Source organism: Microbacterium sp. HA-8 (assembly GCF_046111165.1).
Lineage (GTDB): Bacteria > Actinomycetota > Actinomycetes > Actinomycetales > Microbacteriaceae > Microbacterium.
In genome coordinates, this window is record NZ_CP162025.1 from 1,696,412 (window position 1) to 1,721,176 (window position 24,765).

The 24,765-nt window shown below is 72.2% G+C and carries 22 protein-coding genes; 15 read left to right on the top strand and 7 right to left on the bottom strand.

Annotated elements, in window-relative coordinates; genetic code table 11:
• Position 1: 1 nt before the first annotated feature.
• The gene (locus AB2L57_RS08085; protein ID WP_409048524.1) at positions 2-904 is read right to left on the bottom strand and encodes a hypothetical protein; all 903 of its coding nucleotides are present in this window, start codon (positions 902-904) and stop codon (positions 2-4) included.
• A gap of 89 nt (positions 905-993) precedes the next feature.
• Here AB2L57_RS08085 and AB2L57_RS08090 point away from each other — a divergent pair, with 89 nt between their 5' ends.
• The gene (locus AB2L57_RS08090; protein ID WP_409048525.1) at positions 994-1,218 is read left to right on the top strand and encodes a DUF433 domain-containing protein; all 225 of its coding nucleotides are present in this window, start codon (positions 994-996) and stop codon (positions 1,216-1,218) included.
• 177 nt (positions 1,219-1,395) lie between these two features.
• Here AB2L57_RS08090 and AB2L57_RS08095 read toward each other — a convergent pair whose 3' ends face one another.
• The 4 genes from AB2L57_RS08095 to AB2L57_RS08110 form a co-directional block, all read right to left on the bottom strand.
• The gene (locus tag AB2L57_RS08095; protein WP_081766114.1) at positions 1,396-2,838 is read right to left on the bottom strand and encodes an IS1182 family transposase; all 1,443 of its coding nucleotides are present in this window, start codon (positions 2,836-2,838) and stop codon (positions 1,396-1,398) included.
• Positions 2,839-3,196: 358 nt separating this feature from the next.
• Positions 3,197-6,601, bottom strand: a complete 3,405-nt coding sequence (locus tag AB2L57_RS08100; RefSeq protein ID WP_409048526.1) for an error-prone DNA polymerase — start codon at positions 6,599-6,601, stop codon at positions 3,197-3,199.
• Complete coding sequence (locus AB2L57_RS08105; RefSeq protein ID WP_409048527.1) at positions 6,601-8,166, bottom strand: DNA polymerase Y family protein; 1,566 nt, start codon at positions 8,164-8,166, stop codon at positions 6,601-6,603. Before AB2L57_RS08105 ends, AB2L57_RS08100 begins: the two co-directional genes overlap by 1 nt.
• A complete protein-coding gene (locus AB2L57_RS08110) occupies positions 8,166-9,017 on the bottom strand; it encodes a hypothetical protein (protein ID WP_409048528.1) in 852 nt (283 codons plus the stop codon). The genes AB2L57_RS08105 and AB2L57_RS08110 overlap by 1 nt, the downstream gene beginning before the upstream one ends.
• 160 nt (positions 9,018-9,177) lie before the next feature.
• Here AB2L57_RS08110 and AB2L57_RS08115 point away from each other — a divergent pair, with 160 nt between their 5' ends.
• The 5 genes from AB2L57_RS08115 (at position 9,178) to AB2L57_RS08135 (ending at position 16,108) form a co-directional block, all read left to right on the top strand.
• The gene (locus tag AB2L57_RS08115; RefSeq protein WP_409048529.1) at positions 9,178-11,088 is read left to right on the top strand and encodes a histidine kinase; all 1,911 of its coding nucleotides are present in this window, start codon (positions 9,178-9,180) and stop codon (positions 11,086-11,088) included.
• Entirely contained in the window at positions 11,085-13,241 is a 2,157-nt protein-coding gene (locus AB2L57_RS08120) for a sensor histidine kinase (RefSeq protein WP_409048530.1), read from the top strand. Before AB2L57_RS08115 ends, AB2L57_RS08120 begins: the two co-directional genes overlap by 4 nt.
• Before the next feature lie 11 nt (positions 13,242-13,252).
• Complete coding sequence (locus AB2L57_RS08125) at positions 13,253-13,918, top strand: response regulator transcription factor (RefSeq protein WP_292812730.1); 666 nt, start codon at positions 13,253-13,255, stop codon at positions 13,916-13,918.
• A 190-nt stretch (positions 13,919-14,108) separates the two neighbouring features.
• On the top strand, positions 14,109-14,858 hold the full coding sequence (locus tag AB2L57_RS08130) for a hypothetical protein (RefSeq protein ID WP_409048531.1): 750 nt from the start codon (positions 14,109-14,111) through the stop codon (positions 14,856-14,858).
• 257 nt (positions 14,859-15,115) lie between these two features.
• A complete protein-coding gene (locus tag AB2L57_RS08135) occupies positions 15,116-16,108 on the top strand; it encodes an aldo/keto reductase (protein ID WP_292812725.1) in 993 nt (330 codons plus the stop codon).
• Between the two features lie 492 nt (positions 16,109-16,600).
• Here the strand turns inward: AB2L57_RS08135 and AB2L57_RS08140 are convergent, their stop codons facing one another.
• Together AB2L57_RS08140 and AB2L57_RS08145 are read right to left on the bottom strand one after the other, a co-directional pair.
• The gene (locus AB2L57_RS08140) at positions 16,601-17,203 is read right to left on the bottom strand and encodes a hypothetical protein (protein WP_292812722.1); all 603 of its coding nucleotides are present in this window, start codon (positions 17,201-17,203) and stop codon (positions 16,601-16,603) included.
• A gap of 8 nt (positions 17,204-17,211) precedes the next feature.
• Entirely contained in the window at positions 17,212-17,625 is a 414-nt protein-coding gene (locus AB2L57_RS08145) for a DUF4383 domain-containing protein (RefSeq protein WP_292812720.1), read from the bottom strand.
• Positions 17,626-17,798: 173 nt separating this feature from the next.
• Between AB2L57_RS08145 and AB2L57_RS08150 the strand changes: the two genes are divergently transcribed.
• The 9 genes from AB2L57_RS08150 (at position 17,799) to AB2L57_RS08190 (ending at position 24,758) form a co-directional block, all read left to right on the top strand.
• On the top strand, positions 17,799-18,098 hold the full coding sequence (locus AB2L57_RS08150) for a DUF1905 domain-containing protein (protein WP_409048532.1): 300 nt from the start codon (positions 17,799-17,801) through the stop codon (positions 18,096-18,098).
• 331 nt (positions 18,099-18,429) lie between these two features.
• Positions 18,430-18,816, top strand: coding sequence for a prepilin-type N-terminal cleavage/methylation domain-containing protein (locus AB2L57_RS08155; protein ID WP_409048533.1), 387 nt, complete (start codon positions 18,430-18,432; stop codon positions 18,814-18,816).
• A gap of 152 nt (positions 18,817-18,968) precedes the next feature.
• A complete protein-coding gene (locus tag AB2L57_RS08160) occupies positions 18,969-19,403 on the top strand; it encodes a hypothetical protein (protein ID WP_409048534.1) in 435 nt (144 codons plus the stop codon).
• Entirely contained in the window at positions 19,400-19,990 is a 591-nt protein-coding gene (locus tag AB2L57_RS08165) for a hypothetical protein (protein ID WP_409048535.1), read from the top strand. The genes AB2L57_RS08160 and AB2L57_RS08165 overlap by 4 nt, the downstream gene beginning before the upstream one ends.
• On the top strand, positions 19,981-21,504 hold the full coding sequence (locus AB2L57_RS08170) for a hypothetical protein (RefSeq protein WP_409048536.1): 1,524 nt from the start codon (positions 19,981-19,983) through the stop codon (positions 21,502-21,504). Before AB2L57_RS08165 ends, AB2L57_RS08170 begins: the two co-directional genes overlap by 10 nt.
• Entirely contained in the window at positions 21,501-22,331 is an 831-nt protein-coding gene (locus AB2L57_RS08175) for a prepilin peptidase (RefSeq protein WP_409048537.1), read from the top strand. Before AB2L57_RS08170 ends, AB2L57_RS08175 begins: the two co-directional genes overlap by 4 nt.
• A gap of 89 nt (positions 22,332-22,420) precedes the next feature.
• On the top strand, positions 22,421-23,371 hold the full coding sequence (pilM, locus tag AB2L57_RS08180; RefSeq protein WP_409048538.1) for a type IV pilus biogenesis protein PilM: 951 nt from the start codon (positions 22,421-22,423) through the stop codon (positions 23,369-23,371).
• A complete protein-coding gene (locus AB2L57_RS08185; protein WP_409048539.1) occupies positions 23,371-24,057 on the top strand; it encodes a hypothetical protein in 687 nt (228 codons plus the stop codon). Before pilM ends, AB2L57_RS08185 begins: the two co-directional genes overlap by 1 nt.
• Positions 24,057-24,758, top strand: a complete 702-nt coding sequence (locus AB2L57_RS08190; RefSeq protein ID WP_409048540.1) for a hypothetical protein — start codon at positions 24,057-24,059, stop codon at positions 24,756-24,758. Before AB2L57_RS08185 ends, AB2L57_RS08190 begins: the two co-directional genes overlap by 1 nt.
• Positions 24,759-24,765: the final 7 nt, after the last annotated feature.

Below are 24,765 nucleotides of genomic sequence, written 5' to 3' on the forward strand. Positions count from 1 at the left end.
CTCACGCGCGGTGCGGATCGATGCCGAGCCGCTCGACCCAGCCGCGCAGGAACGCGGCGCCCGCCTCGTCGTGGATGAGATCACCCTCGGTGATCACGTCGTACGGACGATCCAGCATCCCGTCGGAGGGGCGGACGTCGACGTGCGCGACCTCGAAGCCTGCGGCGTGCAGTTCGTCGGCCATCTTGTAGTCGCTGCGCGAATCGCCGATCGTGCGCCAGGTGCGGGGGAGGTCGCCGAGTGCGGCGAAGTGCGCGAGCGCGCGCCGGGCGCCGCGGTCCTTGTCGAGCAGCACCGACTCGATGTCGGTCGAGATGATCGTCGGATCGAGGCGGAAGGGCACATTGCCCGCGGCATCCGGCGCGACGCGGTCGCCATAGCGCACCCCCACGCCGTGTCGCACGGCGGCATCGAACGCCGCCTCGTCGAATGCGTCGCGGTGCGCGAGGAAGGTCTCGTTCTCGACGTCGACCCGCTGCTCGACCGAGATCATGGCGCGCTTGGTGTCGTCGAAGAAGACCAGCTCGTCGTAGTCGGTCGCCACGATCATGCGGATGTCGTCGACGAGCGCATGCGGGGGAGCGACATCGTGATCGACCTCGACGTCGCCGAGCCCGTCGGGGGTGATCGTCGACCACGCGGCGCCCTTCTCGTAGACACCGAACATGCGGGCGCCCGGGGTGCGCAGCACCTCGCCGAGTCCGCGCCCGAGCAGCGGCGTGACGACCTGGTCGCGGATGAAGGCGTCGGAGCGGCCGGTGATGAAGGCGATCGGCACGCCCGCGCGCGTGAGGGCGAGCAGATCGTCGAGGATGCTGTCGATCGCGATCGTGCGACTGACCGGGCTGGCGAGGGGGCCATCGACGTCGAAGAGCAGGCCGAGGTCGGGAGTGCGGGAGGTCACCGTCCTATGTTCTCGCACGTTGGCACCGGGCAGAGATCCTGGAGCGCAGCGATCGAGGCGGACTGCGGGTGCGGGGGTAATCTGACCGCATGTCTCTGAACGATCGCATCGTTGTCCGCCCGGACGTGGTGCACGGTCGCCCGGCGATTCGGGGGACACGCATGCGCGTATCCGACGTGCTTTCGCTTCTCGCGGCCGGCGCCACCGTGTCAGAGATCGTCGAGGACTGTCCGTATCTGGAGGCTGACGATGTCAAGGCAGCTCTGCAGTATGCGGCGGCCCAGACCGATCACGTGATTCTCACCGCCTCCTAGGTGCGCGGGTCAGAATCGGGTGGCGTGGCGCGCGGCGTTGACTCTGGCATCGCGCGCTGACGGTCGCGAACGGGAACGGGCGGGCCGTTGCGGTGTGAGAGCGTGCGGGATCGCACGGCGAGGGGCTCGTGGCGACTGTCGGTGCGTGCTGTGACGCCCAGGGACCCCTGGGGAGGCCTATGCGGGCGCCAGCCCGGCGGCTGTAGCGACGCGGAGCTTGCGGAGGTTGTGGCAGATCGTGTGGAGTAGCCATTCGCCTTGGGCGCCGGCGAGTCCGCGTAGCCGGAGCTGTCCGGCGTTTTGCCGGGTCTTCATCTGCCCGAACGCGGGTTCAACGATGGCTTTGCGGCGCGCGTAGTCGGTGCGGCCCTGCTCGGTGCGCAGCGCGTGCGCCATCCGCTCCCGCCGGCTCGCGTCCTCTGGGGCCGGGTCCGGGGCGCCGGCGGTAGGGAAGCTCTCGCCGTGACGTTGCCGTCCCGTCGCGATCAACACCTGTGCGTCCAGATCGTCGGCGGCTTCGAGGTTGGCTTCCGAGCAGTAGCCCGCGTCAGCGAGGACGACCTCTGGGGAACGCTCGATTCCTGCCGCGTCGAGGTTCCGTAGGGTCTGCTCGGCCATCGGGACGAACTGCTGGATATCGGTGGCCTGCTGGGTGACCTCGGCGCTCAACACGATCTGGTGGCCCTCATCGACAACGGCCTGCGCGTTGAACGCGTAATCGAAGCCGCGGACCGTCTTCATCATCCGCGCCTCAGGATCGGTGAAATTGCGTTGCGCTTTCGGCTTCGGCGCCGCCGTGTCCACCGCAGTCGCGACGGCCGCGTCGGCCTGCTCAGGGGGCTGACCGGCGGCGTCGGCCTTCTTCCGCGCCACGGCTGCCGCCTTCTCGGCGGCGTCGGCCTCGATCGCGTCCTTCGCGGCACGTAGTTTTGCCAGGCGCCCCTCACGGCGGGCCAGCTCCGGGGCGACCTCGTCCCCGCGCCGGTCCTGGCCGAACTGCTGATCCTCGGCCTCATCGACCGCCTCCGCCTCGGCGAGCAGCGCAGCGACCTCGGCTTGGAGCTGATCGATCTTCGGCACGATCCGGTCATAGCTCATCGCCTTATGCCGCGACGCGTTCGCAGCCAGCTTCGTGCCATCCAGCGCGACCCGCCCCAACCGCACCAGCCCCGCCTCCGCGCAGACCCGCAGCACCTGCAGGAACAACCCCGGCAGGGCATCCAGGTGACGCCGACGAAACCGGGCCAGCGACCGGTAGTCGGGCGCCTGGTTGCCCGACAGCCACCGGAAGGCGATATCGCGCTTGCAGCGCCGCTCCAACTCACGAGACGAGGTCACGCCCGTCGCGTACGCGAACAGCAGCAGCTTCAACATCATCCGCGGGTCATACGGAGGCGCACCCGAGGCGGACGCGTACGACGCGTAGACCGGCGTCAGATCCAAGAGCTCTTCGACGACCTCGGAGATGAACCGGGCCTCATCATCCTCGTCCAGCCAGTCATCCAGACTCGGCGGGAGCAGGAAACACTGCCCCTGGTCATACCCACGGAACGTCTTGCCCGCACCCGCCGGTGCAGCCGATCCCGGCGCCCGCGCCTCACCCGGCTCGACCTCGAACAGACCCTCCAGGCTGGCAGTCACCGTCATGAATCGATTCTCCCAGCACCCCGCGCTATCCACCGGATTCACCCCGGCGCGTTAACGGAAGGATCTGACCCACGCACCTAGACCGTGCGTTTTCTGGTCGACGCGCAGCTGCCGCCCGCGATGGCGCGGACGCTCCTGGGTCTTGGTCATCAGGCAGAGCACGTCACCGATGTCGGTCCCGGCGACGCGACGGACATGGCACCCCGCCTGCGATCGTTTGGGTGCGTGTCGGGAACACGCGACGTCAAGCGCTTCTCGATTGGTTCGAGCCGCTCGTTGAGCGGGTCGGTCGTGGCTGAGCCGCGGTGCGGATTGCGGCAGGCGCGCCGTCTCAGCGGAAGTCGCGGGACGCATGCCGGATGCCGACCCGCAGATCTTCGAAGCCGTCGGCGACGAGGTTGGTGACGCCCTCGGGTGATCGCTCCAGCATCCCGCGCACGATCAGCGCCGGTGAGTCGCGCACGATTCGCCGGTAGCGGGTCCAGACCCCGACCGAGCAGATGACGTTGACGAGGCCGTGTTCGTCTTCGAGGTTGAGGAACGTGATTCCGGATGCTGTCGCCGGGCGCTGCCGGTGCGTCACGAGCCCCGCGACCTCGACGCGTCGCCCGGTCTCGTGCGAGCGCAGGGCGGCCGAGGGCAGCACGCCCCGCGCGGCGAGATCGCCTCGATAGTGCGTCATCGGGTGATCGTCGGGGGAGACGCCCGTGGCCCACAGGTCGGCCGCGAGCCGGTCGTGGCTCGTGAGGTCGGCGAACAGGGGCGGCTGCACGGCGAAGACGGTGCCGGGCAGAAACTGCGCGCGGTCCTGCGCGGCCGATCCCGCCTGCCAGATCGCCTCGCGGCGGGACAGACCCAGGCATTCGAACGCCCCGGCGGTGGCGAGCGCCTCGAGCTGCGCGGCGGTGAGGTCGGTGCGGCGCACGAGATCGTGCATGTCGCGGTAGGGGCCGGCGGCATCCCGATCGGCGACGATGCGCTCGGCGACCTTGGTGCCGATGCCGGTGACCCCGGCGAGCCCCATGCGCACGGCGAAGGCGCCGTCTCGGCGGTGGGATGCCGACACGTCGGGGGCGTCGATGTCGAACTCGCCCGCGGGGGGCTGGTCGGTGTCGAGGCAGGAGTCGAGGCCTGACGAAACGTCGACGTCCTCGACCGGCTCGAGGATCTCGGTCGCCCCCGAGCGGTGCAGGTCGGGGCGGCGCACCTCGACCCCGTGCCGTCGGGCGTCGGCGACGAGCGTCGCGGGCGAGTAGAACCCCATCGGCTGCGATCGCAGAAGCCCCGCGAGGAAGGCCGCGGGATAGTGCAGCTTGAGCCACGAGCTGGCGTAGACCAGCAGCGCGAACGACAGCGAATGCGACTCGGCGAACCCGAAGTCGGCGAACGCCTGGATCTTGGCGTAGATGTCGTCGGCCGCGGCGCCCACGAGCCCGTTCTCGGCCATGCCGGTGTAGAGCTGCTCGCGCAGCGACTCGATCTTCTCCTGCCCCCGTTTGGAACCCATCGCCCGCCGCAGCAGGTCGGCCTGCTCGCCCGAGCAGTTGCCCACCGCCATCGCGATCTGCATCAGCTGCTCTTGGAAGACCGGGATGCCGAGCGTGCGCTCGAGCACCGGCTCGAGCTTGGGGTGGGCGTACTCGACCTTCTCTACCCCCATCTTGCGGCGCACGAACGGGTGCACGGCCCGTCCCTGGATCGGGCCCGGGCGGATAAGGGCGATCTCGACCACGAGGTCGTAGAACCGACGCGGCTGCAGGCGCGGCAGCAGGCCCATCTGTGCGCGCGATTCGACCTGGAACACCCCGATCGAGTCGGCCCGGCACAGCATGTCGTAGACGGCGGGCTCCTCCTTGGGCAGGGTCGCCAGGGTCCACTCCTCGCCGGTGGCGCCACGGATCATGTCGAACGAGTGCTGCAGCGCGGCGAGGATCCCGAGGCCCAGCAGGTCGAATTTGACCAGTCCCATCCAGGCCGCGTCGTCTTTGTCCCACTGGATCACCGTGCGGTTCTCCATGCGCGCGTGCTCGATCGGCACGACCTCGCCGACGGGGCGCTCGGTGAGCACCATGCCGCCCGAGTGGATGCCCAGGTGCCGGGGGGCCTTCAGCAGCTCACCCGCGTAGTCGACGACAAGATCCGGGATGTCGTGATCCGGCATCGACGACAGCTCGGCGCCCCAGCGCTCGACCTGTTTGGACCAGGCATCCTGCTGGCCAGGGGAGTACCCGAGGGCGCGGGCCATGTCGCGGACGGCGTTCTTGGGCCGGTACTGGATGACGTTCGCCACCTGCGCCGAACGCTCACGGCCGTAGCGGGCGTAGACCCACTGGATGATCTCTTCGCGCCGGTCGGAGTCGAAGTCGACGTCGATGTCGGGCTCTTCTTCGCGCAGCGACGACAGGAACCGCTCGAACGGCAGCCGGTAGAGGATCGGGTCGACGGCGGTGATGTGCAGCAGGTAGCAGACGGCGCTGTTGGCCGCCGATCCCCGCCCCTGGCACAGGATGCCGCGGCGCCGGGCCTCGGCGACGATGTCGTGCACGATGAGGAAGTAGCCCGGAAAGTCCTTCTTCTCGATGACGTTCAGCTCGTTCTCGATGCGCCGGCGGTCGTCGTCGGCCAGGCGCGGGTACAGCTGCGGCACCGCCTGCCACACCAGGTGCCGCAGCCACGACATCGGGGTGTGCCCCTCGGGCACCTCCTGCGTGGGCAGCGCGGGTTTGGCGCGGCGCAGGGGGAAGCCGAGCTCGTCGGCGAGGGTCGCGGTGCGGGCGACGGCACCCGGGTAGCGGGCGAAGCGCTCGGCCATCTCGGCGCCCGAGCGCAGATGCCCCGCGCCGTGTGAGGGCAGCCATCCGTCGAGTTCGTCCATGCTGCGGCCCGCGCGCACGGCCGCGATCGCCGCGGCGAGCCGGGCCTTGGCGGGGGTGGCGTAGTGCACGTTGTTCGTCGCGAGGGTGGGCAGGCTGCGTTCTCGGGCGAGAGATGCGAGCAGGTCGTTGCGCCTCGAATCCAGCGGATCGCCGTGGTCGGTGAGCTCGACGAAGACCGATGTCGCTCCGAAGAGATCGACGAGTGCATCGAGTTCGCGGGCAGCACCCTCGGGCCCCTCGGCGGCGAGGGCCTGCCGCACGGCTCCCTTGCGGCATCCGGTCAGCACCGCCCAGTGCGGATCGCCCGGCCCTCCCGCCCGGTCGGCGAGTTCGCCCGGGTCGTACACGGGGCGCCCCTTCTCACCCCCGCGCAGCTGGGCGGCCGTGATCGCGGCGGCGAGGCGGTGATAGCCCTCCTGCCCCCGGGCGAGCACGAGCAGGTGCCGTCCGACGGGGTCGGCCTCGCCCCTCTGCGGCTTCGGCAGGCCGAGCGACAGCTCGGCGCCGAACACCGTCGTGACGTGGAACGATTCGGCGGCCTCGGCGAAGCGGGCGAGGCCGTAGAAGCCATCGTGGTCGGTGAGGGCGAGGCCCGAGAGCCCCAGACGCTCGGCCTCTTCGATCAGGGCCTCGGGCGAAGAGGCCCCGTCGAGGAAGGAGTACGACGAGTGCGCGTGCAGCTCGGCGTAGGGCACCGCACTCTCGGGGCGTTCGATGGCCGGTGTGACGTAGGCCCCGCGTTTGCGCGACCAGGCGGGACTGTCGCCGCCGTCGGCGCCTGCCGGCACCTTGTCGGGCCGGGTCGTGCCGAGGATGCGCTCGAGCTCGGACCACGGGATCGGAGGATTGCGAAAACCCATCAGTCGTACCGCCCCTCGGCGCGCCATGTGCCGCCCTCGAGCACGAGCAGCCAGGCGACCTGGGTGTCGTCGACGATCTGCACCCGGTGCGCCTCGCGTCGCCGCTCGGGATCCCACTCCCGCTCGCGCACACCCCACGGGCCTGCCCACCCCGCGACGGCACGATGGATGCCGGTGCCCGCGATCGCGGCGGGCGCCGCGCTCAGGCGCCCTCGCTCGTCGACGGTCACGGCGGCGCCGTCGGCGGAGGTCACCCGCATCTCGGGCTGCGGGAAGAAGACGGTGGTGGGATGCGGGGCCGGAAGGCTGCCGGGCCAGGGCTGCGAGCGCTCGCGCGCCGGCGCGGCCCGGTCGCCCCACGGCACGAGCACCTGGCGCTCGGCGAGCCAGCGGCCACCCCCGATGGCGGGGGTGACGACGCCGCGATGCCCGAGCAGGGCCTGCACGCGCGAGAGGGCGTGGTGCACGCGCTCGCCCGGGCCCTGGCCGAACAGTCCCGGTTCGTGGTGGGATGCCGCATCCACCGCCTCGGGCTCGAGGCGGACGAGGGTGATGCCGCTGCGCAGCTCGGCGTCGACGGCCGCCTCGAGCTGCCAACGCACCCGGTCGACGACGGCGGCGGCATCGAAGGTGGTGGGGTGCAGCCACACCCGCTCGGACCGCCCGCCGCGGTCATCGCGCAGCTCGACGCGCAGCTCGGTGCACACCAGGCCCCGGGCGGCGAGCGTGTCGACGAAGTCGTCGGCGGTGATGCGCACCGCGAAGCCGACCTGATCGACCAGTTCGAGCGGGGGCTCGAACGCGACCTCGCGCTCGTGCTCGGGCGGGGGTACCCGCGCGGTGACGGGCCGCGCGTCGAGCCCGCGGGCGAGGCGGTGCAGGCGCACGCCGTGTTCGGAGAAGCGCTCGCGCACCCTGTCTTCGGCGAGCGCGGCGAAATCGCCGAGCGTCTGCACGCCCAGGCGCGCGAGCAGCCCCACCAGCTCGGCGTCGTCGATCGTGCGGATCGACAGGGGCGCGAGGAAGGAGGCCGCGGCACCGGGCTCGACGGCGTGCACCCGCGCTGCGGGCTCTGCACCCGGTCCGGGGCGGGTGCGCCGGGCCGCATGCTCGGCGGTGAAGGGGCCGTCGGCGATGCCGACGCGCGCGTCGGTGAGATCGATGGCCGCCAGTTCGTCGAGCAGCACCCGCGCGGCCTCGCTCTCGCCGCCGTAGTACCGCGAGGGGCCGCGGGCACGCAGGGCGCCGATGCCCGCCCGCATGATCTGCACGCCCGGCGCGAGCCGTTCGATGCGGTCGACCACGGGCAGGAACCCGCGGTTGTCGCGCCCCTCGTCGGAGGAGACCAGGCGCAGCCCCGGGCAGCGGGCCTGCGCATCGCGGCGGCGCTGCCCGCGGCGCACGCCACTCGCGCGGGCCGCGGCCGAGCAGGCGACGATGCCGCCCGCCCGCTCGATCGCGATCGGCGCACCGGCATCGAGCGTCGAGCCGCGCTCGCGGGCGAGGGCGGCGATCGGCCAGTCGGGCACCCAGACCAGCAGGGTGCGCACGGGGGTCTGGTGCATCAGCCCACCGCCCGGATCGGGGTGGGCATGGGGATGCTGTCGGGCACATCCGTGCGCGGATGCCCGGCGGGGCTCGCACCGACACCCGCGCCGCCCGCGCCGCCGCCCGTGCCCGCGCCGACACCCGCGCCGCCCGCGCCGACGCCCGTGCCCGCGCCGACACCCGCGCCGCCCGCGTCGACACCCGCACCGGCCGCGGTGCCGGCGGCATCGGGCAGCAGCATGCGGGTGCTGCGGGGAACGGGAAAGCGTCTGCTGGACGCGGTGACGGTGACCTCGCGCCCGGCGAGATAGCCGTGTCCCTCGCCGAGACCGCGCCAGCGGGGGTCGCTCACGCTCAGCAGCGCATCGGCCCCGGGCCATGCGCCGAGCGTGATCAGCGTCGTGCCGCGATCGCGCAGGCGCGCGGCGAGGCGCGCGACATCGCCCTCGCCCGGGCGCCCCGCCGGGTTGACCGCGACGATCGGCAGCACCTCGGCGAGCGCCGAGGCGACCGTGAACCACCGCGCACCGGGCTCGGGAACCAGCACCAGGCGCTCGAGATCGAGGCCGTACTCCTCGGCGGCCTCGGCCCCCAGCGTCGACACCCCGACGATGCCGCACCACGACCCCGCCCGCGAGGCCTGCGCCATGAGCCCGAGCATGAGGCTCGGCGACGAGGAGTCGATCGCGTACACCGAGCCCGGCCGCAGACCCCGCTCGGGCAGCAGCCCGCCGATCGCGGGATGCACGGGCAGCAGCGGCACCTCGACCCGTCGCCCCCGCACCCGATCGATCTGCGAGCGCAGGCGGCTCAGCTCGTCGACCCGGGCGGTGCCCGGGGACGCCTGCTGCTGCCGTGCGATCGCCATGTCGACAATGGTAGAACAGAGCTTCGACATTGACCACGGGAGGGTGGGGACAAAGATCCGAAGGGCATGTCGTCGCAGCATCCCGAGTCTGCCCCGCCCCTCCGACATCCGGGACATCCGCCCCTGCCGCGGCACGGGCACCTCCCGCGATACTGAGCGCATGGACCGGCCCGCACGCCCCGCGCGCGAGCCCCGCCGTGCGCCCGCGTTCGGTGCCGCGCTGGCGCTCATCGCGGCGGCGTGGCTGCCGGCGCTCGCGGCGGCGCTCGTCGTGCTCGGCACCGGCGGCCCGTGGTCGAACACGCTGCGGGTGATCGTCACGGCCCTCGTGTACGCGCCCGTCGCGGCGGTGGTCATCGTGCGCGGACGCCCCGCGATCGCCCTCGTCGTCGGCGCGCTCGCCGTGCAGTGCGGGTGGCTCGCGCTCGCGGTCGCCGTGCTCCCCCTGACCGAGCCGGGCACCGTGCCCGCAGCCCTCGCCGACGCCGTGCTGCTCTTTCCGCGCCTGGCCGAAGTCGCGGCGCTCTGCCTGCTTCCGCTGCTGCTCGCGCGCCGCCGCGATCGACTCTGGCGCGCGGGCATCGCGGCGGGCATCGTCGTGGTCGCCCTCGACGCGACGCTCTCGCTGTACTCGCGCGTCGTCGAGCCGTTGCCCCTGGGCGTCCTGCTCGTGGTGTTCTACGCCTCCATCGGGCTCTTCGTCGTGGGTACCGCGATGCTCGTCGGCGAGGGTCGTGCCGGCGGGCCGCGCGAGCGTGCCGCCCTGACCTGGCTCGCCGTCGGCGCCGCGCTGCTGGTCGCCGGATACCTGCGCATCGCGATACCGCTCGGACCCACCGCCACCGTGCTCAGCGACGCCGCGTTCGTCCTGGCGCAGGCCGCGCTTCCCGCCGCGGTGCTCGCGGTCGCCCTGCGCGGGCGGCGCATCGGCGAGCACCGCCATCTCGCCGCGGGGGCGCTCCGGGTGCAGGCCGTGGCCGTGTCGATCGCCGCCTACCTGCTCATCTCGCACCTTGCGGGGCTCCTCGGCGCATCGACCGCGGTCGCGGGGGCGATCGCGGCGGGCGCGCTCGCGCTCTGCTGGGTGCCCCTCATGCGCTCCCTGCGCCGCCGCACCGCGGAGCTCTACGGCGAGTCGCGCGACGATGCACGCGCGGTGCTGCGTCGCATCGGCGCGCACCTCGCCGGCGGCGGCGGACTCACCCCGCTCGCCGCCGCGCTGCGCTCCGCCTGGGGTCTGCAGTCGGTCGAGCTCGTGCCGGATTCGGGGGCCCCGCCCGCCCGCGAGGGATCGGCCGGCGCCGCGGCCGTCGAGATCGAGCTCACGGCGGGTGGCGTGCGCGTCGGTCGCCTCGTGCTCACCTCCGACGACCCGGCGTACCTGCGCACGGAGATCGCTCCCGTCGTGACCGAGATCGCCGGGCTCATCGCCGTGGCCGTCGTCCTGGCCGACCTCAACATCGAGGTCGCCGAGACACGCGAGCGGATGCTGGAGGTCAGGCGCGAAGAGCGGCGGATGCTGCACCGCGAGCTGCACGACGAGCTCGCTCCCTCGCTCGCGGGCATCGGGTTCGGCATGGCGGCGGCGGGTCGGCTCATCGAGTCCGGCTCGCCCCGCGCGGGGACAGCGCTCGCCGATGTGCGCGACGACGTGGCCCGGCGCGCCGAGGACGTGCGACGGCTCGCCCGCTCGCTGCTGCCCGCCGCCCTCGACGAGGGCGATCTCGAGGGCGCGCTGCAGGAGCTCGCCCGTCGTTTTGCCGTTGACGGGGTGCGCATCGACGTGCGCGCCGCGGGGGCGGATGTGCTGCATGCCGACCTGCAGGTGGCCTGCTACCTCGCGGCGACCGAGGCCGTCGTGGGCATGCGGCGCACGGCCGGGGTCGCGGTCATCGGGGTGGCGGTCGAGGTGGCCTCGGCATCCGTCACCCTTCTCGTGACGGGCGACCGTGTCGACCCCGCCGTCCTGCCCGCGCTCGCCGACGACGTCGCCCGGCGCGCCCGCGACGTCGGCGCCCGCGTGCGCGTCACTCCCGGGCGGCGCGGTGTCGAGGCGGTGATGCCCCGATGACGGGGCGGCGGATCGTCGCGGGCGCGGTCTGGGGGATCTCGTGGGCGCTCGCGCTGGCGTCCCTGACTCTGCAGGCGGTGTGGCAGCTGCCGCAGACCGCGCTGCCGGGGGTGTTCCTCTCACCGGCGCCGGCCGAGATGCAGGCGCGCTTCGACGAGATCGGGGTGACCGTCGCGCTGATCTACGGCCCGGTCAGCGCCATGATCCTCGCGCGGCGTCCCCACCCGGTGGGGGTGATCCTCGCGGTGCACGCCGTCGGGTCGGGCATCGCCGCGTTCGGGGTGCAGTACGGGCTGCTGGGCGCCGAGATCCCCGGTCTGCCGCTGTGGGGGCTGATCGCGTTCGCGGCCGGGTGGGGGTTCGTCCCGGGCACCTTCATGACCGCCGCGCTGCCGTTGCTCGTGCGTCGCGACGCGGTGCCCGCGTGGCAGCGCGGCGTGATCGTCACCGGCCTCGCCGTGGCCGTGCTCGCGTTCGTGGCGAGCCTGACCCAGCAGAGCGTCGCCGCCCCCGTCAACCCGCTCGCGATCGACCTACCGGGGTATCAGGCGGTGCTTGCGCCCGCCTACACCGCGCTCTCGTTCGCGGCGGTGACGATCTCGGTGCTCTCGTGCGGCGTGCTGATCGGTCGGTGGACACGAGCGCGGGGGCGCGAACGTACGGGGGTGGCGTGGCTCACGCTCGGTCACCTCTTCCTGACCTTCTCCTACGTTCTGCTGGTGCTTCCCGCTGAGCTCGCGGCGCCGCGGTGGGTGGTCGATCTCGGGATGATCGCCCCCGTCGTCGGGCAGGTGCTCTACCCCGCCGCGATCCTCGTGTTCGTGCTGGGGCAACGGCTCTGGGGCGTCGAGATGGTCATCAGCCGCGTGATCCTGTGGGCATCGCTCACAATCGGTGGTGTCGCGGTGTCCTTCGCGATCGTGGCGGGCACGGCCCTCGTGCTGCCGGGGGTCGGCGGACTCTGGGTCGTCACGCCGATCGTGATCGCTCTGGCGGTGCAGCCGCTGCGCGTGTGGCTGCAGCGGCGGATCGACGCCCTCGTGTACGGCGAGGGCGCGGACCCCGTGTCGATGCTGGCCCGCCTCGGCGATCGGATCGGCGATCTCGAGCCGGGAGCGGCGGGGCTCCAGCGACTGTGCGATGCGATCCGGCGCGTGCTGCGGCTGGGGTTCGTCGAAGTGCGTGCGGCGGGCTCGTCGGAGCTCGTCGCGGCGTCAGGACGGGCGCCGGTCGACGCGCGCGGAGGCGGACAGCTCGTGCGGCCGCTCATGGTGGGCGCGCGCCGCATCGGCGACCTCATCGTCGCCGCGCGCGAGGGGCAGCGCCTGGATCGCCGCACGCGCGCGCTGCTCGATGACATCGTCGGCCTCGTCGCGGCCGCACTGCAGCTGGTCGAGGCCGGTGTCGCGCTCGAGCAGGCCCGCGCGGATCTGCTCGCGCGCCGCGCCGCCGAACGTCGCGCCGTGCGTCGCGAGCTGCACGACGGGCTCGGGCCCGCCCTGGCGGGCATCGGCTTCGGCCTCGCGGCGACGCAGAACCTGCTGAGGGATCACCCCGAGCGCGCCCGCGCGCTGCTGGCCGAGCTCGGCGACGACCTCACCCGCCGCGCCCGTGCGGTGCGGGAGCTGGCCGGGGAGGTGACGCCCTCGCCGCTCGAGGGCGCGACCCTGGGCCGCGCGCTGCGCGAGATCGGCGGACGCTTCGACTCCCCGGCGCTCGCCGTGGTGGTGCGCGTCGATGCCGGCGCCGACGATCACCTGCCCCCACCCGTGCGCGACGGGCTCTACCTGATCGCGTCCGAAGCGCTGGCGAACGCCGTCCGGCATGCGCGGGGCACGCGGATCGAGGTACGGCTGGAGCGCGGGGTCGACGGTGATTCATGGATGCTGCGCATCAGCGACGACGGACGCGGCATCGCCGCCGACGCCCCATGGGGCGTGGGCATGCGGTCGATGCGCGAGCGGGCCGCGGAGCTGGGGGCGAGGCTCGAGATCTCGACCGGGCAGGATGGCACGACGCTGGCGCTCGTGGGGACGCGTGCGGCGCGCGAGGAGCCGGGCGAGGCCGGGACACCGGCGGAGGTTGAGGGGTCGCCCGAGGCCGGGACGCCTGTGGAGGCTGCGGGGCCGGCCGTGCGCGGAGGTGCGAGGTGAGGGGGACCGACATGACGCGGGAACGGGCGATCACGGTCGCCGTGGTCGACGATCATCCCCTCTTCCGCCGCGGCATCACCTCGCTGCTCGAGACCCTCGACGGGGTGGAGGTGGTGGGCGACGCCGAGACCGTCGACGCCGCGGTCGCGCTCGTCGCGGAACGTACGCCGGATGTCGTGCTGATGGACCTGGACCTGGCAGGGGAGTCGGGCATCGACGCGACGCGCACGATCATGCGACAGCATCCACGCACCGCCGTTCTGGTGCTGACGATGCTCGGAGACGACCAGTCGCTCTTCGCCGCGATGCGCGCCGGGGCCCGGGGTTATCTGCTCAAGGTCGCCACACCGCGCGAGGTCGAGCGGGCGATCCACGCGGTCGCCGAGGGCGAGCTGCTCTTCGGCGCAGACGTCGCCGCGCGCGCGATGGCCTACCTCAGCGGGAGCGCGGGGGATGCCTCCGCCCGGCCGTTTCCCGAGCTCACCGAGCGCGAGAGCGAGGTGCTCGAGCTCGTGGCGCGCGGGCTCGACAACGGCTCGATCGCGCGCACCCTGTTCTTGACCAACAAGACCGTGCGCAACTACGTGTACGGGATCCTCACCAAGCTCGGCGCGTCCGATCGCAGCGCGCTGATCGTCATGGCGCGCGACGCCGGCTTCGGGTCCGTCCGGCGCTGAGCGCCCGTGCGGGCGGGTCGACGCGGTCGGTCGCCGCGGTCGGTCGGGGTGGTGGTGCGTCCCGGAGCGATGTCCCGGGCGATTCGGGACATCGGCACCTGGGGCCCGGGCCGTCGGGCGCGGGAGTCTCGGGGTGTGCCGCGGTGCGGCAGCGCGGCGGGGGCCGCGCACCTTCGACGAAAGCGAAACCATGACCACCTCTTCATCCGGCGCCCGAACGACCGCGGCGCCGCGGCCGGCGCGCCGCACTCCGTCCCGCGGCTTCCGCTTCGCGGCCTGGCCGCTCTGGCTCACCCTCGCCGGCATCGGCGGCGCGATCGGCACGGTCGGCACCGACCTGCGGCCCGCCGCCGAAACCGAGGCGTGGGAGAACGGCACCGATTACATCGTCACCTCGGTCGACGTGATGGGTTTGGATCCGCTGATCGGGCGGATCGGCTTCACCGCGGGGCTGCTCGGGATCCTCGGCATGCTCGTCTTCGTCGGTGCATGGCGGCGACACGTCGAGGCGCGGTTCGTGCGCTCGAGCGCGGCGGGCGTGGTCACCGCGGGCCTGATCGCGACGGCCGGGGCGTCGCTGCTGGGGTACGGCTGGCGCGGGGCGCTGGCGAACTACCTCGGTCCGGAGGCGGGCCTCTACGACTCGGAGGGGCTGTTCGTCTACTACATGCTGACCGACTTCGGCGCCTACCTGCCGTGGTTCGGAGCACTCGTCGCGGTGCTGGGGATGGGATGGATGGCGTGGGTCGAGCGCTCGATCTCACGGGTGATGGCCTCGGTGGGGCTGGTCGTGGCGCTGTTCCTGCTCGTGCTGACGGTCGCCACGGGCGTGCCGGGTCTGCCGGGAACGCTGACGCCGATCTGGCTGGCGATCGCGGGAATCTGGCTCGCCGTGGGCCGCAGCCGCATCACCGAACCCGAGCCGCCGATGCGCGGCTGACAAGTCCGCCGCGGCGCTTCGGGTGCGTCGCGTCGGTATCCGGACGAGCCGGGGGGCCAGATCGACGGGGGACGATCCGTCCGGACAGGCGGCGTGCAGGTGGGGACCTGCACGCCGCCTTCGCGCGTGCGATGCTGGAGCGGTCAATATTCCGGACCGGCGCGGGTGCCGGCAACGCCGGGGCCCGGGATTCCGGGCCCGCGCGACACGATCGCGGCAACGTCTCCGGAATGTTGACCGCTTACGCGAGGAGAACCATGCAGCAGCGCACTTTCGGACGCACCGGACGCGACGTCTCGGCGATCGGTCTCGGTACCTGGCAGCTCGGTGCCGACTGGGGCGACGTCGGCGAAGACGACGCGTTCGCCGTGCTCGAGACCGCCCTCGAGCGGGGCATCACCCTGTTCGACACGGCCGACGTCTACGGCGATGGCCGGTCCGAGACGCTGATCGGTCGCTTCGTCGCCGCCAATCCCGGCGCTGAACTCACCGTCGCGACCAAGATGGGCCGGCGGCTGCCGCAGGAGCCGGCCAACTACTCGGCGGCGAATTTCCGCGCCTGGACCGACCGCTCGCGCCGCAACCTCGGCGTCGACACGCTCGACCTCGTGCAGCTGCACTGCCCTCCGGCATCCGTCATCGAAGACGACGCCGTCTACGACGCCCTCGACGCGCTCGTGGCAGACGAGACCATCGCGGCCTACGGCGTGTCTGTCGAGACCTGCTCGCAGGCGCTCACCGCGATCGCCCGACCCGGGGTCGCGAGCGTGCAGATCATCCTGAACCCCTTCCGGCTCAAGCCTCTCGATGAGGTCCTGCCCGCGGCCGAGGCGGCGGGCGTGGGGATCCTCGCTCGGGTGCCGCTCGCATCCGGTCTGCTCTCGGGCAGATACACGCGCGCGACGACGTTCGCCGACAACGACCACCGCACGTACAACCGCGGCGGCGAGGCGTTCGACCGCGGCGAGACATTCTCGGGTGTCGACTTCGAGACCGGCCTCGAGGCGGCGGGGGAACTCGCGGCGGCGCTTCCCGTCGGGGTGACGCTGCCGGCGGCGACCCTCGCGTGGATCGCGTCCCGCCCCGGCGTCTCCTCCGTCATCCCGGGGGCGCGCACCCCCGCGCAGGCAGCATCGAACGCGGATGCCGCCGCCCTGCTCGATGACGGATTCGATATCGCGGCGTTCGATTCCGCCGTGCACCGGGTCTACGACGATCGGCTGAGGGCCGGCATCCACCCGCTCTGGTAGCGGCGCGTCGGGCGCGGGCGGGCCGATGTCCGGGTGTCGCGCGCGTCGGTGTTCGCCGGTTTCGGTCGGTTTCGCAGGGATCCCGCCGCCGAACCCACATATTTGCAGCGAAACCCCATTCGTCGTGTGGTGGCTCGCTGCAAAAGTGTGGGTTCGGGCGTTTGTGGCGCAGGCCGGGCCGTCGGGGGCGGGATGGACTCCGGGCGGGGGTAGGGGGGTCTACCGGGGGCGGTATCCGTCGGTTTCGCAGGGATCCCGCCGCCGAACCCACATATTTGCAACGAAACCCCATACGACGCGTGATGTTTCGCTGCAAAAGTGTGGGTTCGGGCGTTTGCGGCGCCGGCCGTGCTACCGATGGGGGCGGGCCGGGGCGGCGCGGGCCGGGGCGGCGCGCGGCCGGGGCGGCGCCGGCCGCGGTGGCGCCGGCCGGGCGGCCGCGCGGCCGCGGGATGGCGGCGGGATGCTGCCGTCCCGCGACCGCGCGGGCGCTCAGTGAGCGCTGTGGCCGGGCATCTCGCCGTGGGGCACGGCGTGGTCGCCGGCGTCCGTGGCCGCGAGGGCCGGGGTGGTCAGCGCGGCGACGATCGCGGCACCCGCCAGCAGTCCCGTGATGGTGCGGCCGGGTCGGGGTTCGCGGCGCTCGGGAGCGGCCGATTCCGCGAGCCCGCCGGCGCCAACCGGACCGGCACCGGCAGCACCGCCCCCGGCATCGGCAACGGCACCACCGACCGGACCGGCACCGCCACCGGCATCAACCGCCCGTGCACCGCCCCGGACCCCGCGCCGCACCGCGAGGGCGCATGCACCCGCGATGAAGACGACGAACACCGTCGAGCTCGCCAGCGGCAGCCAGGCCATCACGCCCGCAAGTGCCGCGGCGACCGAGGCCGCGACGATCGCCACGGCGGCGCCGAGCGCGATGCGTGGCACGACGAGGCCGCCCGCGCGCAGCACGAGCACACCCCAGACGATCTCGACCGCCCCGATGAGGACGAACAGTGCGAGCATGGCAGGCGGCGCCGCAGCCGCGACCGCGAGATGAATGAGGCCCGCCCCCCACGAGGCGAGGGCGGGCCACATGCGCAGAGACATCGCGCGGATCAGGCCGTCGCGTGGCGTGTGCGCACGCCGCGCTCGGCGCCGAGGCCGACACCGAGCAGCACGAGGGCGCTGGCCAGGTGCAGGAAGTGGTCGGCGGTGTTGAGGGCGAGGATGTTCAGCGCGCTCTCGGCGATGAAGAATCCGACGATGCCCAGCAGCAGGTACACGGCGCCGATCGTGACGTTGACGCCCTTGGCGGCCGAGACCGACGAGAGGCCGGCGATCAGCAGCGCGGCACCGATCAGCAGGTGGGCGATGTTGTGCAGCGGGTTGACCTCGAAGATGCCGAGCAGCAGGCCGCCCTCGGTGGCGATGAAGCCGACGCCGCCGGTGACCGCGAAGCCGAGCAGCCCCACGAGGATGTAGACGGCACCGAAGATCGTCGCGACGATGCGGTTGGGTGACGTGCGCATGACGCGCCTCCAATCTCGAGCCCGGTGTCTCCGGGCTCCCAGGTGTTTCGGAGGTTAGCCGCCATCGGATTGGACGGCCCGGGGGTTGCGTCGGCACTGGCGCGCGCGGTATTGGCGATGATCAGGCATTCTCCCAGGCACCCCCGGGCGCGGCACGGCGCTACCCTGGGCGCATGATCATCGAGTTCGACGGCGACGTCTGGCAGTGGGATGCCCGTGAGGACTCGTCGTGGTTCTTCGTCTCGGTGCCGCCAGAATTGAGCGCCGACATCCGCGAGATCCCGCGCCCCGCGCGCGGCTTCGGCTCGGTGCGCGTGCGGGCAACGATCGGCGGGTCGACGTGGTCGACGTCGATCTTTCCGTCTGCGCAGGAGGGCACGTACGTGCTTCCGCTCAAAAGGGCGGTGCGGGATGCCGAGGGCCTCTCGCTCGGCGACGTCGCCCGCGTGCGGCTCGAGATCATCGACGCCTGAGGCCGTCGGCCTCTCATTCTCACGCGCGGGTTCCTCAGGCTGACCTCAAGATCACCGCAGTGGATGCTGTGATCCATGCGCGCTCATGGATACCGAATGCACGTCCGACCAGGTTTTAAGGCGAATCTGGGACGCTGAAGGACTTTCCACAGCGGATGAGAGGCAGTTGACATCTAGATGAGAGACGTCTCATGATCATCTCGGGGAGGGGATCTCACGAGTGGGATTCCCAAGGACCCAGCTCTGGAAGGCTGGGATATCTGGGGAAACAAGGGATATCCGAGCGCGTCAGTGCTGACCTGTTCATTTATTCCACTGGGGAGATACGCACATGCGTGCATCGATTCGCAATTACATCACCGCCGCCAAGAAGCGCCGCGAAGAGACCGGTGAGGGCGGATTCTCGCTCATCGAGCTCATCGTCGTCGTCGTCATCCTCGGCGTTCTGGCCGCCGTGGCCATCCCGATCTTCTCCGGCATTCAGGACCGCGCCGAGGAGAGCTCGCTCGCAACGATCGCCGCAAACGGCGCGTCGCAGGTGGCGTCGGCCGTCGCACTCGGCGAAGACGCGCCGGCTGAAGAGGCCGTTCTCGGCAACCTGTCTGACGACGAGGTGACCGTCACGGTCACGTCGCTCGACGGCACCGACCTCGATAGCATCTGTGTCGAGGCCACCAAGAGCGGCGTTGAGCCGCAGACGGCCGGACCCGGCTGCTAAGCAGCCACACGAACTGACGGGGCCGCGCGGCGACACAGCCGCCGCCGGCTCCGGCCAGAGCCCCTGAGCGGACTGGGGAAGACCGCTCGGGGGTGCAACTTGGGGAAAGTCCCTTCGGGGACAACAGCTCGCACCTGGGGAGGGTGGGCGACATGGGAACGTCGCAGAAGCGGCAGCACGGGGGAGGCGCACGGCGCACCGCCGACGGGGGTTTCAGCCTCGTCGAGATCGTCGTCGCGGTGTTGCTGCTGATGGTGATCTCGCTGGCGGTCGTACCGCTGCTGATCACCGCGACGGCATCGAGTGCGGACAACCGCGATCTGGCCACGGCGAACGCTTTGGCGAACGCCGAGATCGCAGAGATCCGTGCCCGGTTCCCGGACTCGTCCACGACGACGAGCTGCGGCTCCGTGCTCGCATCGACTGGGGGAGTCGATGTGAGCACGGGGCTCACCACCGCCTACGGGTTCGGCGCCTGCCCGGCGCAATACCCGGGCACCGTGACCGTCACGGTCACCGTCCGCGAGGAGCCCGGTTCGCCGGTGCTCACGTCGGTGCCCACCAAGATCCTGGTGAGCACCTCGTGACCGCCGCATCGCGCCGATCGACCGCCGCGCACCGCCGCTCCGCCGGCGCCACGACCGCCGCCTCGACGGGCGAGGGCGGGGCGACGCTGATCGAGCTGATCATGTACGGCGCGCTCACGGCACTGCTGCTCGGCATCCTGGCGGTGCTCTTCACCACCGGGCTGTCATCGGGGGCGGCGGCCACCGAACGCGATCAGGCCACCGGCAAAGCGCAGGTGATCGCGAACTCGGTGCAGACCAGCATCCGCAATTCCACCGACTTCCGCGTCGACGGGCTCGTGCTGCGGGCGCGGGTCGCCACCGGCACGACGTCGGCGCGCTGCGAGGCCTGGGCGCTCACGCCTACCGGCTCGCTCATGCACCGCACCGCGGCGACCGCGATCGCGCTGCCGACCGCGGGCTACTCCGGCTGGACGCAGCTCTCGACCGGCGTCGAGGGCACCGGCCCGGGCGGCGCCGCCTTCACGACGTCGGGCAAGAGCCTGACCCTCACCCTCGCGGTCACGACCGGCGAGTCCACGATTCCGATCTCGGGCGGCACGCTCGCCCAGGCCACGCAGGAAGGAACGACCGCCTCATGCTGGTGAACCGCCTGCGCACCCGCGCCCACACCGCGCGCACCCGCGCGCACGCCCGCCACACCGCTCGCGCCCGCGCCGACGACCAGGGCTCGGCCCTCGTCTCTGTCGTCGTGATCATGCTCGTGCTGAGCCTCGTCGCGATGACCGCGGCGGCCGTCGTCACCGGCACCGCCTCCTCGATCGTGCAGACGCGCGGCGGGGTGCAGGCCAAGGCCGCGGCCGACGCCGGAATCTCGGCCGCGTTGGCCCAGGCACGCCGCACCTCGGACTTCTGCGCGCTGTCGCTGACAGCATCCACCCCCTCGTATTCCGTCACGAGCACATGCACGACCGACCGCGTGACCTTCACCTCGACCGGGCGCGGCACCGACGGCGGAACGACCGTCACCCAGGCCGTGTACGCGTATGAGACGGCGCCCTCGTTCGGCGGCGCCGCCGAGCTGGTGTTCTTCAATCCGGCGGGGGAGAGCGTCTACTTCACCAACCACGTCATGCCCAAGTCGACGGGCCTGACCGCCGTCGAGTTCCCGGCGGGCGGCGGCTTCGAATGCAAGACCGTGATCCCGGGCGATGTGCGCATCAAGGGCTCGTTCCAGGGACAGTCGGGCTGCACCATCACCGGCAGCCTGCACGCGGGCGGGAGCAATCCGTTCGGTGCCTGGTCGGTGTATCTCAACAACAGCGATGTCGTGCAGGGCAGTGTCACCTCGGGCGGCAGCACGGCGATCGGCGGCAGCATCTCGAAGGTCGGCGGCACGCTGACGCTGCCGCAGAGCGCCAAGCTGCAGATCCAGTGGGCGGATGTCACCGCCGCCAAGCCGACGAGCCACGCGAAGGTCGCGAACGGAGCCGCGAACGGCATCCGCTGGCAGCCGAGCGTCACCGCGCCGACCTTCGACCCGTGGTTCGACTACGCCTACAAGGCCGCGGACTGGCCGGGCTACGACATCGTCACCATCACCCCGACGTCGGCGCCGTACAGCTGCAGCACCATCAACGGCAAGACCACGACATTCTGGAACACCTTCGTCACGGGTCTGGCAAAGAACACCGTCGTCGACACGACGGCGTGCACGAACGGCATCGACACGGCATTCGGAGCCGATGCCAAGGCGCAGCTGGGCGTCAACCTCGTGCTCGTGGCCAACAGCTTCTCGTTCGGCAAGTTCACGCTCACGCCCAAGTCCGGGACCGACCCGCAGGCATGGTTCGTCGTGCCCGACCTCGTCGCCGACGGACAGCCCACGTGCGTGCCCGGCCGCACGATCGAGACGGATGCCTACATCGACATCCGGGTGAAGTCCATGGCCTACACCCCCTGCACGCTGCGGGTCGGCAACGGCGGCACCTGGACCGGCTCGATGTACGCCGGCACGCTCGACGACGGCGGCAGCATCAACATCTACGCGCACTCGATGGCGCTGCCCGGACAGTGGGGCGCGGGTCCCGGCGGCTCGGGCGCCACCGGCGGTGGCACCACGACACTCGGCGCCCTCCTCTCGCAGCGGGACATCTCGTGACCGCGCTCGCTCCCGCCACGATCGCCGCCCTCGCAGGGGTCGCGGCCGTGTTCGGTCTGGTGATCGGCTCGTTCCTGAACGTCGTCGTCTCCCGCGTGCCCGCCGGCATCCCGCTGACGCGTGAGAGCCGTTGCCCGGCGTGCGATGCTCCGGTGCGGCCGTGGCAGAACGTGCCGGTGCTGTCGTGGATGCTGCTGCGCGGTCGTTGCGCGACGTGCCGCACCGCGATCTCGGCCCGCTACCCGCTGGTCGAGCTCGCGACGGGCGTCGCGTTCGCGGGCGTCACCGCCGCGACCCTCGCGACCACGACCCTGCCGGCCGCCGCGACCGCTGTGGTGCTCGTCGCCTATCTCTACTTCGTGTCGATCGCGATCGCGCTGACGCTGATCGATCTCGACACGCATCGCCTGCCGAACGCGATCGTGCTGCCGAGTTATCTCGTGGCGGGAGCGCTGTTCGCGCTCGCGTGCCTGCTCGGGGCCGACTGGTCGGCGCTTCTGCGCGCCGGGATCGGTGCCGCGGTGCTGTACGGGTTCTACGCCGTGCTCCGCCTCGTCCGGCCCGACGGCATGGGCGGCGGCGACGTCAAGCTCGCCGGCGTCATCGGTCTGTACCTCGGGTGGCTCGGCTGGGGCGCGCTCGCGGTCGGAGCCTTCGCGGCCTTCGTGCTGGGCGGGGTCTTCGGCCTCGCGCTCATGGGGCTGCAGCGGGCGGGGCGCCGCACGGCGATCCCGTTCGGCCCCTGGATGCTGCTGGGCGCCCTCGGCGGCATCGCCGCGGGTGAGTGGCTGGCGGGGTGGTACACGGGCACGGTCTTCACGACGTGATGCAACAGCGTGCGCGCACCGGGTGGAAGCGGGGCGCGTGCGAGTCGAGGCGGCGGGGGCCGCACTGGGGAATCAAGGGAGGGGACACCATGGCGAGAACGCTCGTGGGACTGGAGATCACCGAAGAGAGCGTGCGCGCGGTCGAGATCACGACCGGACGCACGCCCAAGCTCGTCGCCAGCGGCGAGGTCGCATTGCCGCCCGGAGCCGCGAAGGACTCCGAGGTGCTCGATGTGGATGCTGTCGCCGTCGCGATCCGGCAGCTGTGGAGCCGCGCGGGCATCAAGGGGCGCCGGGTCGTGCTCGGCATCGGCAGCCGGCGCGTGCTCGTGCGCGAGTACACGACGCAGGCGATGCGCCCGGAGCTGCTGCGCCAGGCGCTGCCCTTCCAGGTGCAGGATCTGCTGCCGGTGCCGGCGCACCAGGCGGTGCTGGACTTCTTCCCGGTGTCGGAGCACGACGGCCAGGTCACGGGCCTGCTCGTGGCGGCCGTCGCCGAGACCGTCGAGCAGCTGGTGGCGACGCTCGCCAAGGCGGGACTTCGTACCGACCTCGTCGACCTCGTGCCCTTCGGGCTCGCGCGCCTGGCCGGTCGGCTCTCGCCCGGTGAGAGCGTGGCGATGGTGCACGTGGGCGACCACACCACGCACGTCGTGATCGCCGTCGACGGGGTGCCGCGCTTCGTGCGCGTGATCCCGATCGACGTGCCCACGGCAGCGACCGCCCTGCGCGCTGCGGCCGAGCGCACCGACGCCCCGGCCGCCCTCGATCCCGTCGTCGCCGACCTCGCCCACCGGGTGCGCTCGACGATCGCGTTCTACGGCGATCGCCCCGACGGCACCTCGATCTCCGGCATCCACCTGAGCGGTGCGGGGGCGGCCCTGCCGGGCCTGCGTTCGGCGCTCGTCGGCGGGCTTGACATCACGGTGCACGAGGCGACCATCGGCGATCTCGTCACCCTGGAGCAGGCGCAGGTGCCCGGCGAAAGCGCCCTGAACCTCGTCAGCACCATCGGCGTCGCGCTGGGGGAGGCGGCCTGATGCGCGCTCCGATCCTCGCCACCCCGCGCACGCCGCGGGTCAACCTCATGCCGCGCGCCGAGATCGAGCGCCGCCGCCGCGCGGCCCTCGTGCGCACGTGGGCGTGGGTGCTCGTCGCGGCTCTCGCGGCGGTCGCTGTCACCGCGGGCGCCGCGTTCGTGGTCAAGCTCGCCGCCGACCAGCGGCTGGCGCTCGAGCAGGCGCGCACCGCCGAGCTGCTGACCGAGCTCGCCGCACTCACCGAGGTCAGCTCGGCGCTGACCTCGGTGGGCGAGCTCGGCGCCTTCCGCGCCGACGCGATGGGCACCGACATCCTCTGGCGCGACACCGTCTCGGGCCTTGCCGGCGCGCTGCCGGCGGGCGTCTCGATCACGGGCTTCGACGTCGTCGTCGGCGCGGCACCCGTCGTGGCGGCCGACACCGACAGCGACGTGGCGGCCGACACGGCCGTCGCGAGCGCCGCCGCGAGCGGGCTCACCGGCACGCTCACGCTCACCAGCGCAACGCCGCTCGACATGGCCGGCACGATCCGCGGCCTGCGCGACGTCGCGGGCGTAAAGGCGGTCGATGGCCGCGACGTCACCTCGACCGACACCGACGGCGCGACCGTCTACACCTACCTGCTCGAGCTCGATCTCGACCAGTCCATCTACAGCGGCCGCTACGCCGCGGGGGAGACGGAGTGATGGCCCAGTTCCCGAAGCAGTTCATCAACCTGATCGGCGCGATCCTCGTGATCGCGGTGATCGTCGCCGGCATCCTGCTGCTGGCCGTGCCGCTGTTCGTCAACGCCTCGCAGACGGGTGAGAGCGCGCAGAGCGTCGCGGCCTCCAACGCCGCCTACGCCGTGCGGGTCGCAACGCTCGAGGCCGAGAGCGAGCGGCTCGACGAGATCGAGAGCGACCTCGCCGAGCTGCGCGCCGAGATCCCCGCCGCGAGCGACCTCGACGACGTGTTCGAGCTCGTCGCGACCGCCGCCCAGCAGGCCGGGGTCACCGTCGTCAGCGCCACGGCGTCGACGTCCGAGCCCTGGGCCGCCCGCACCGCGGCGGTCTCGACCGACGCGGCGGTCGCGCCGGACGCCCCCGCCGACGCGCAGGCGCCCGCCGACGGCACGACGGATGCTGCCGCCTCCGGCACCGAGACGTCCGAGACCGCGGGGGGTGCAGCATCCACCGATTCGGGTCGGGTGCAGGTGCCCTTCACGATCATCGTGGAAGCCGCCGACCCCGATGCGGCGGCGCGGTTCCTCGACGCGCTCGCGCAGGGCCCGCGTCTCATCGCCGTCGTCCAGTCGTCGCTCGTCGACGACGCCGAGTCGCCGCGGCTGACCGTCAACGCGCTGACCTTCGTGCAGCCGGGTGCCGCATCCGCGGCGGGGGAGTGAGAGCGAT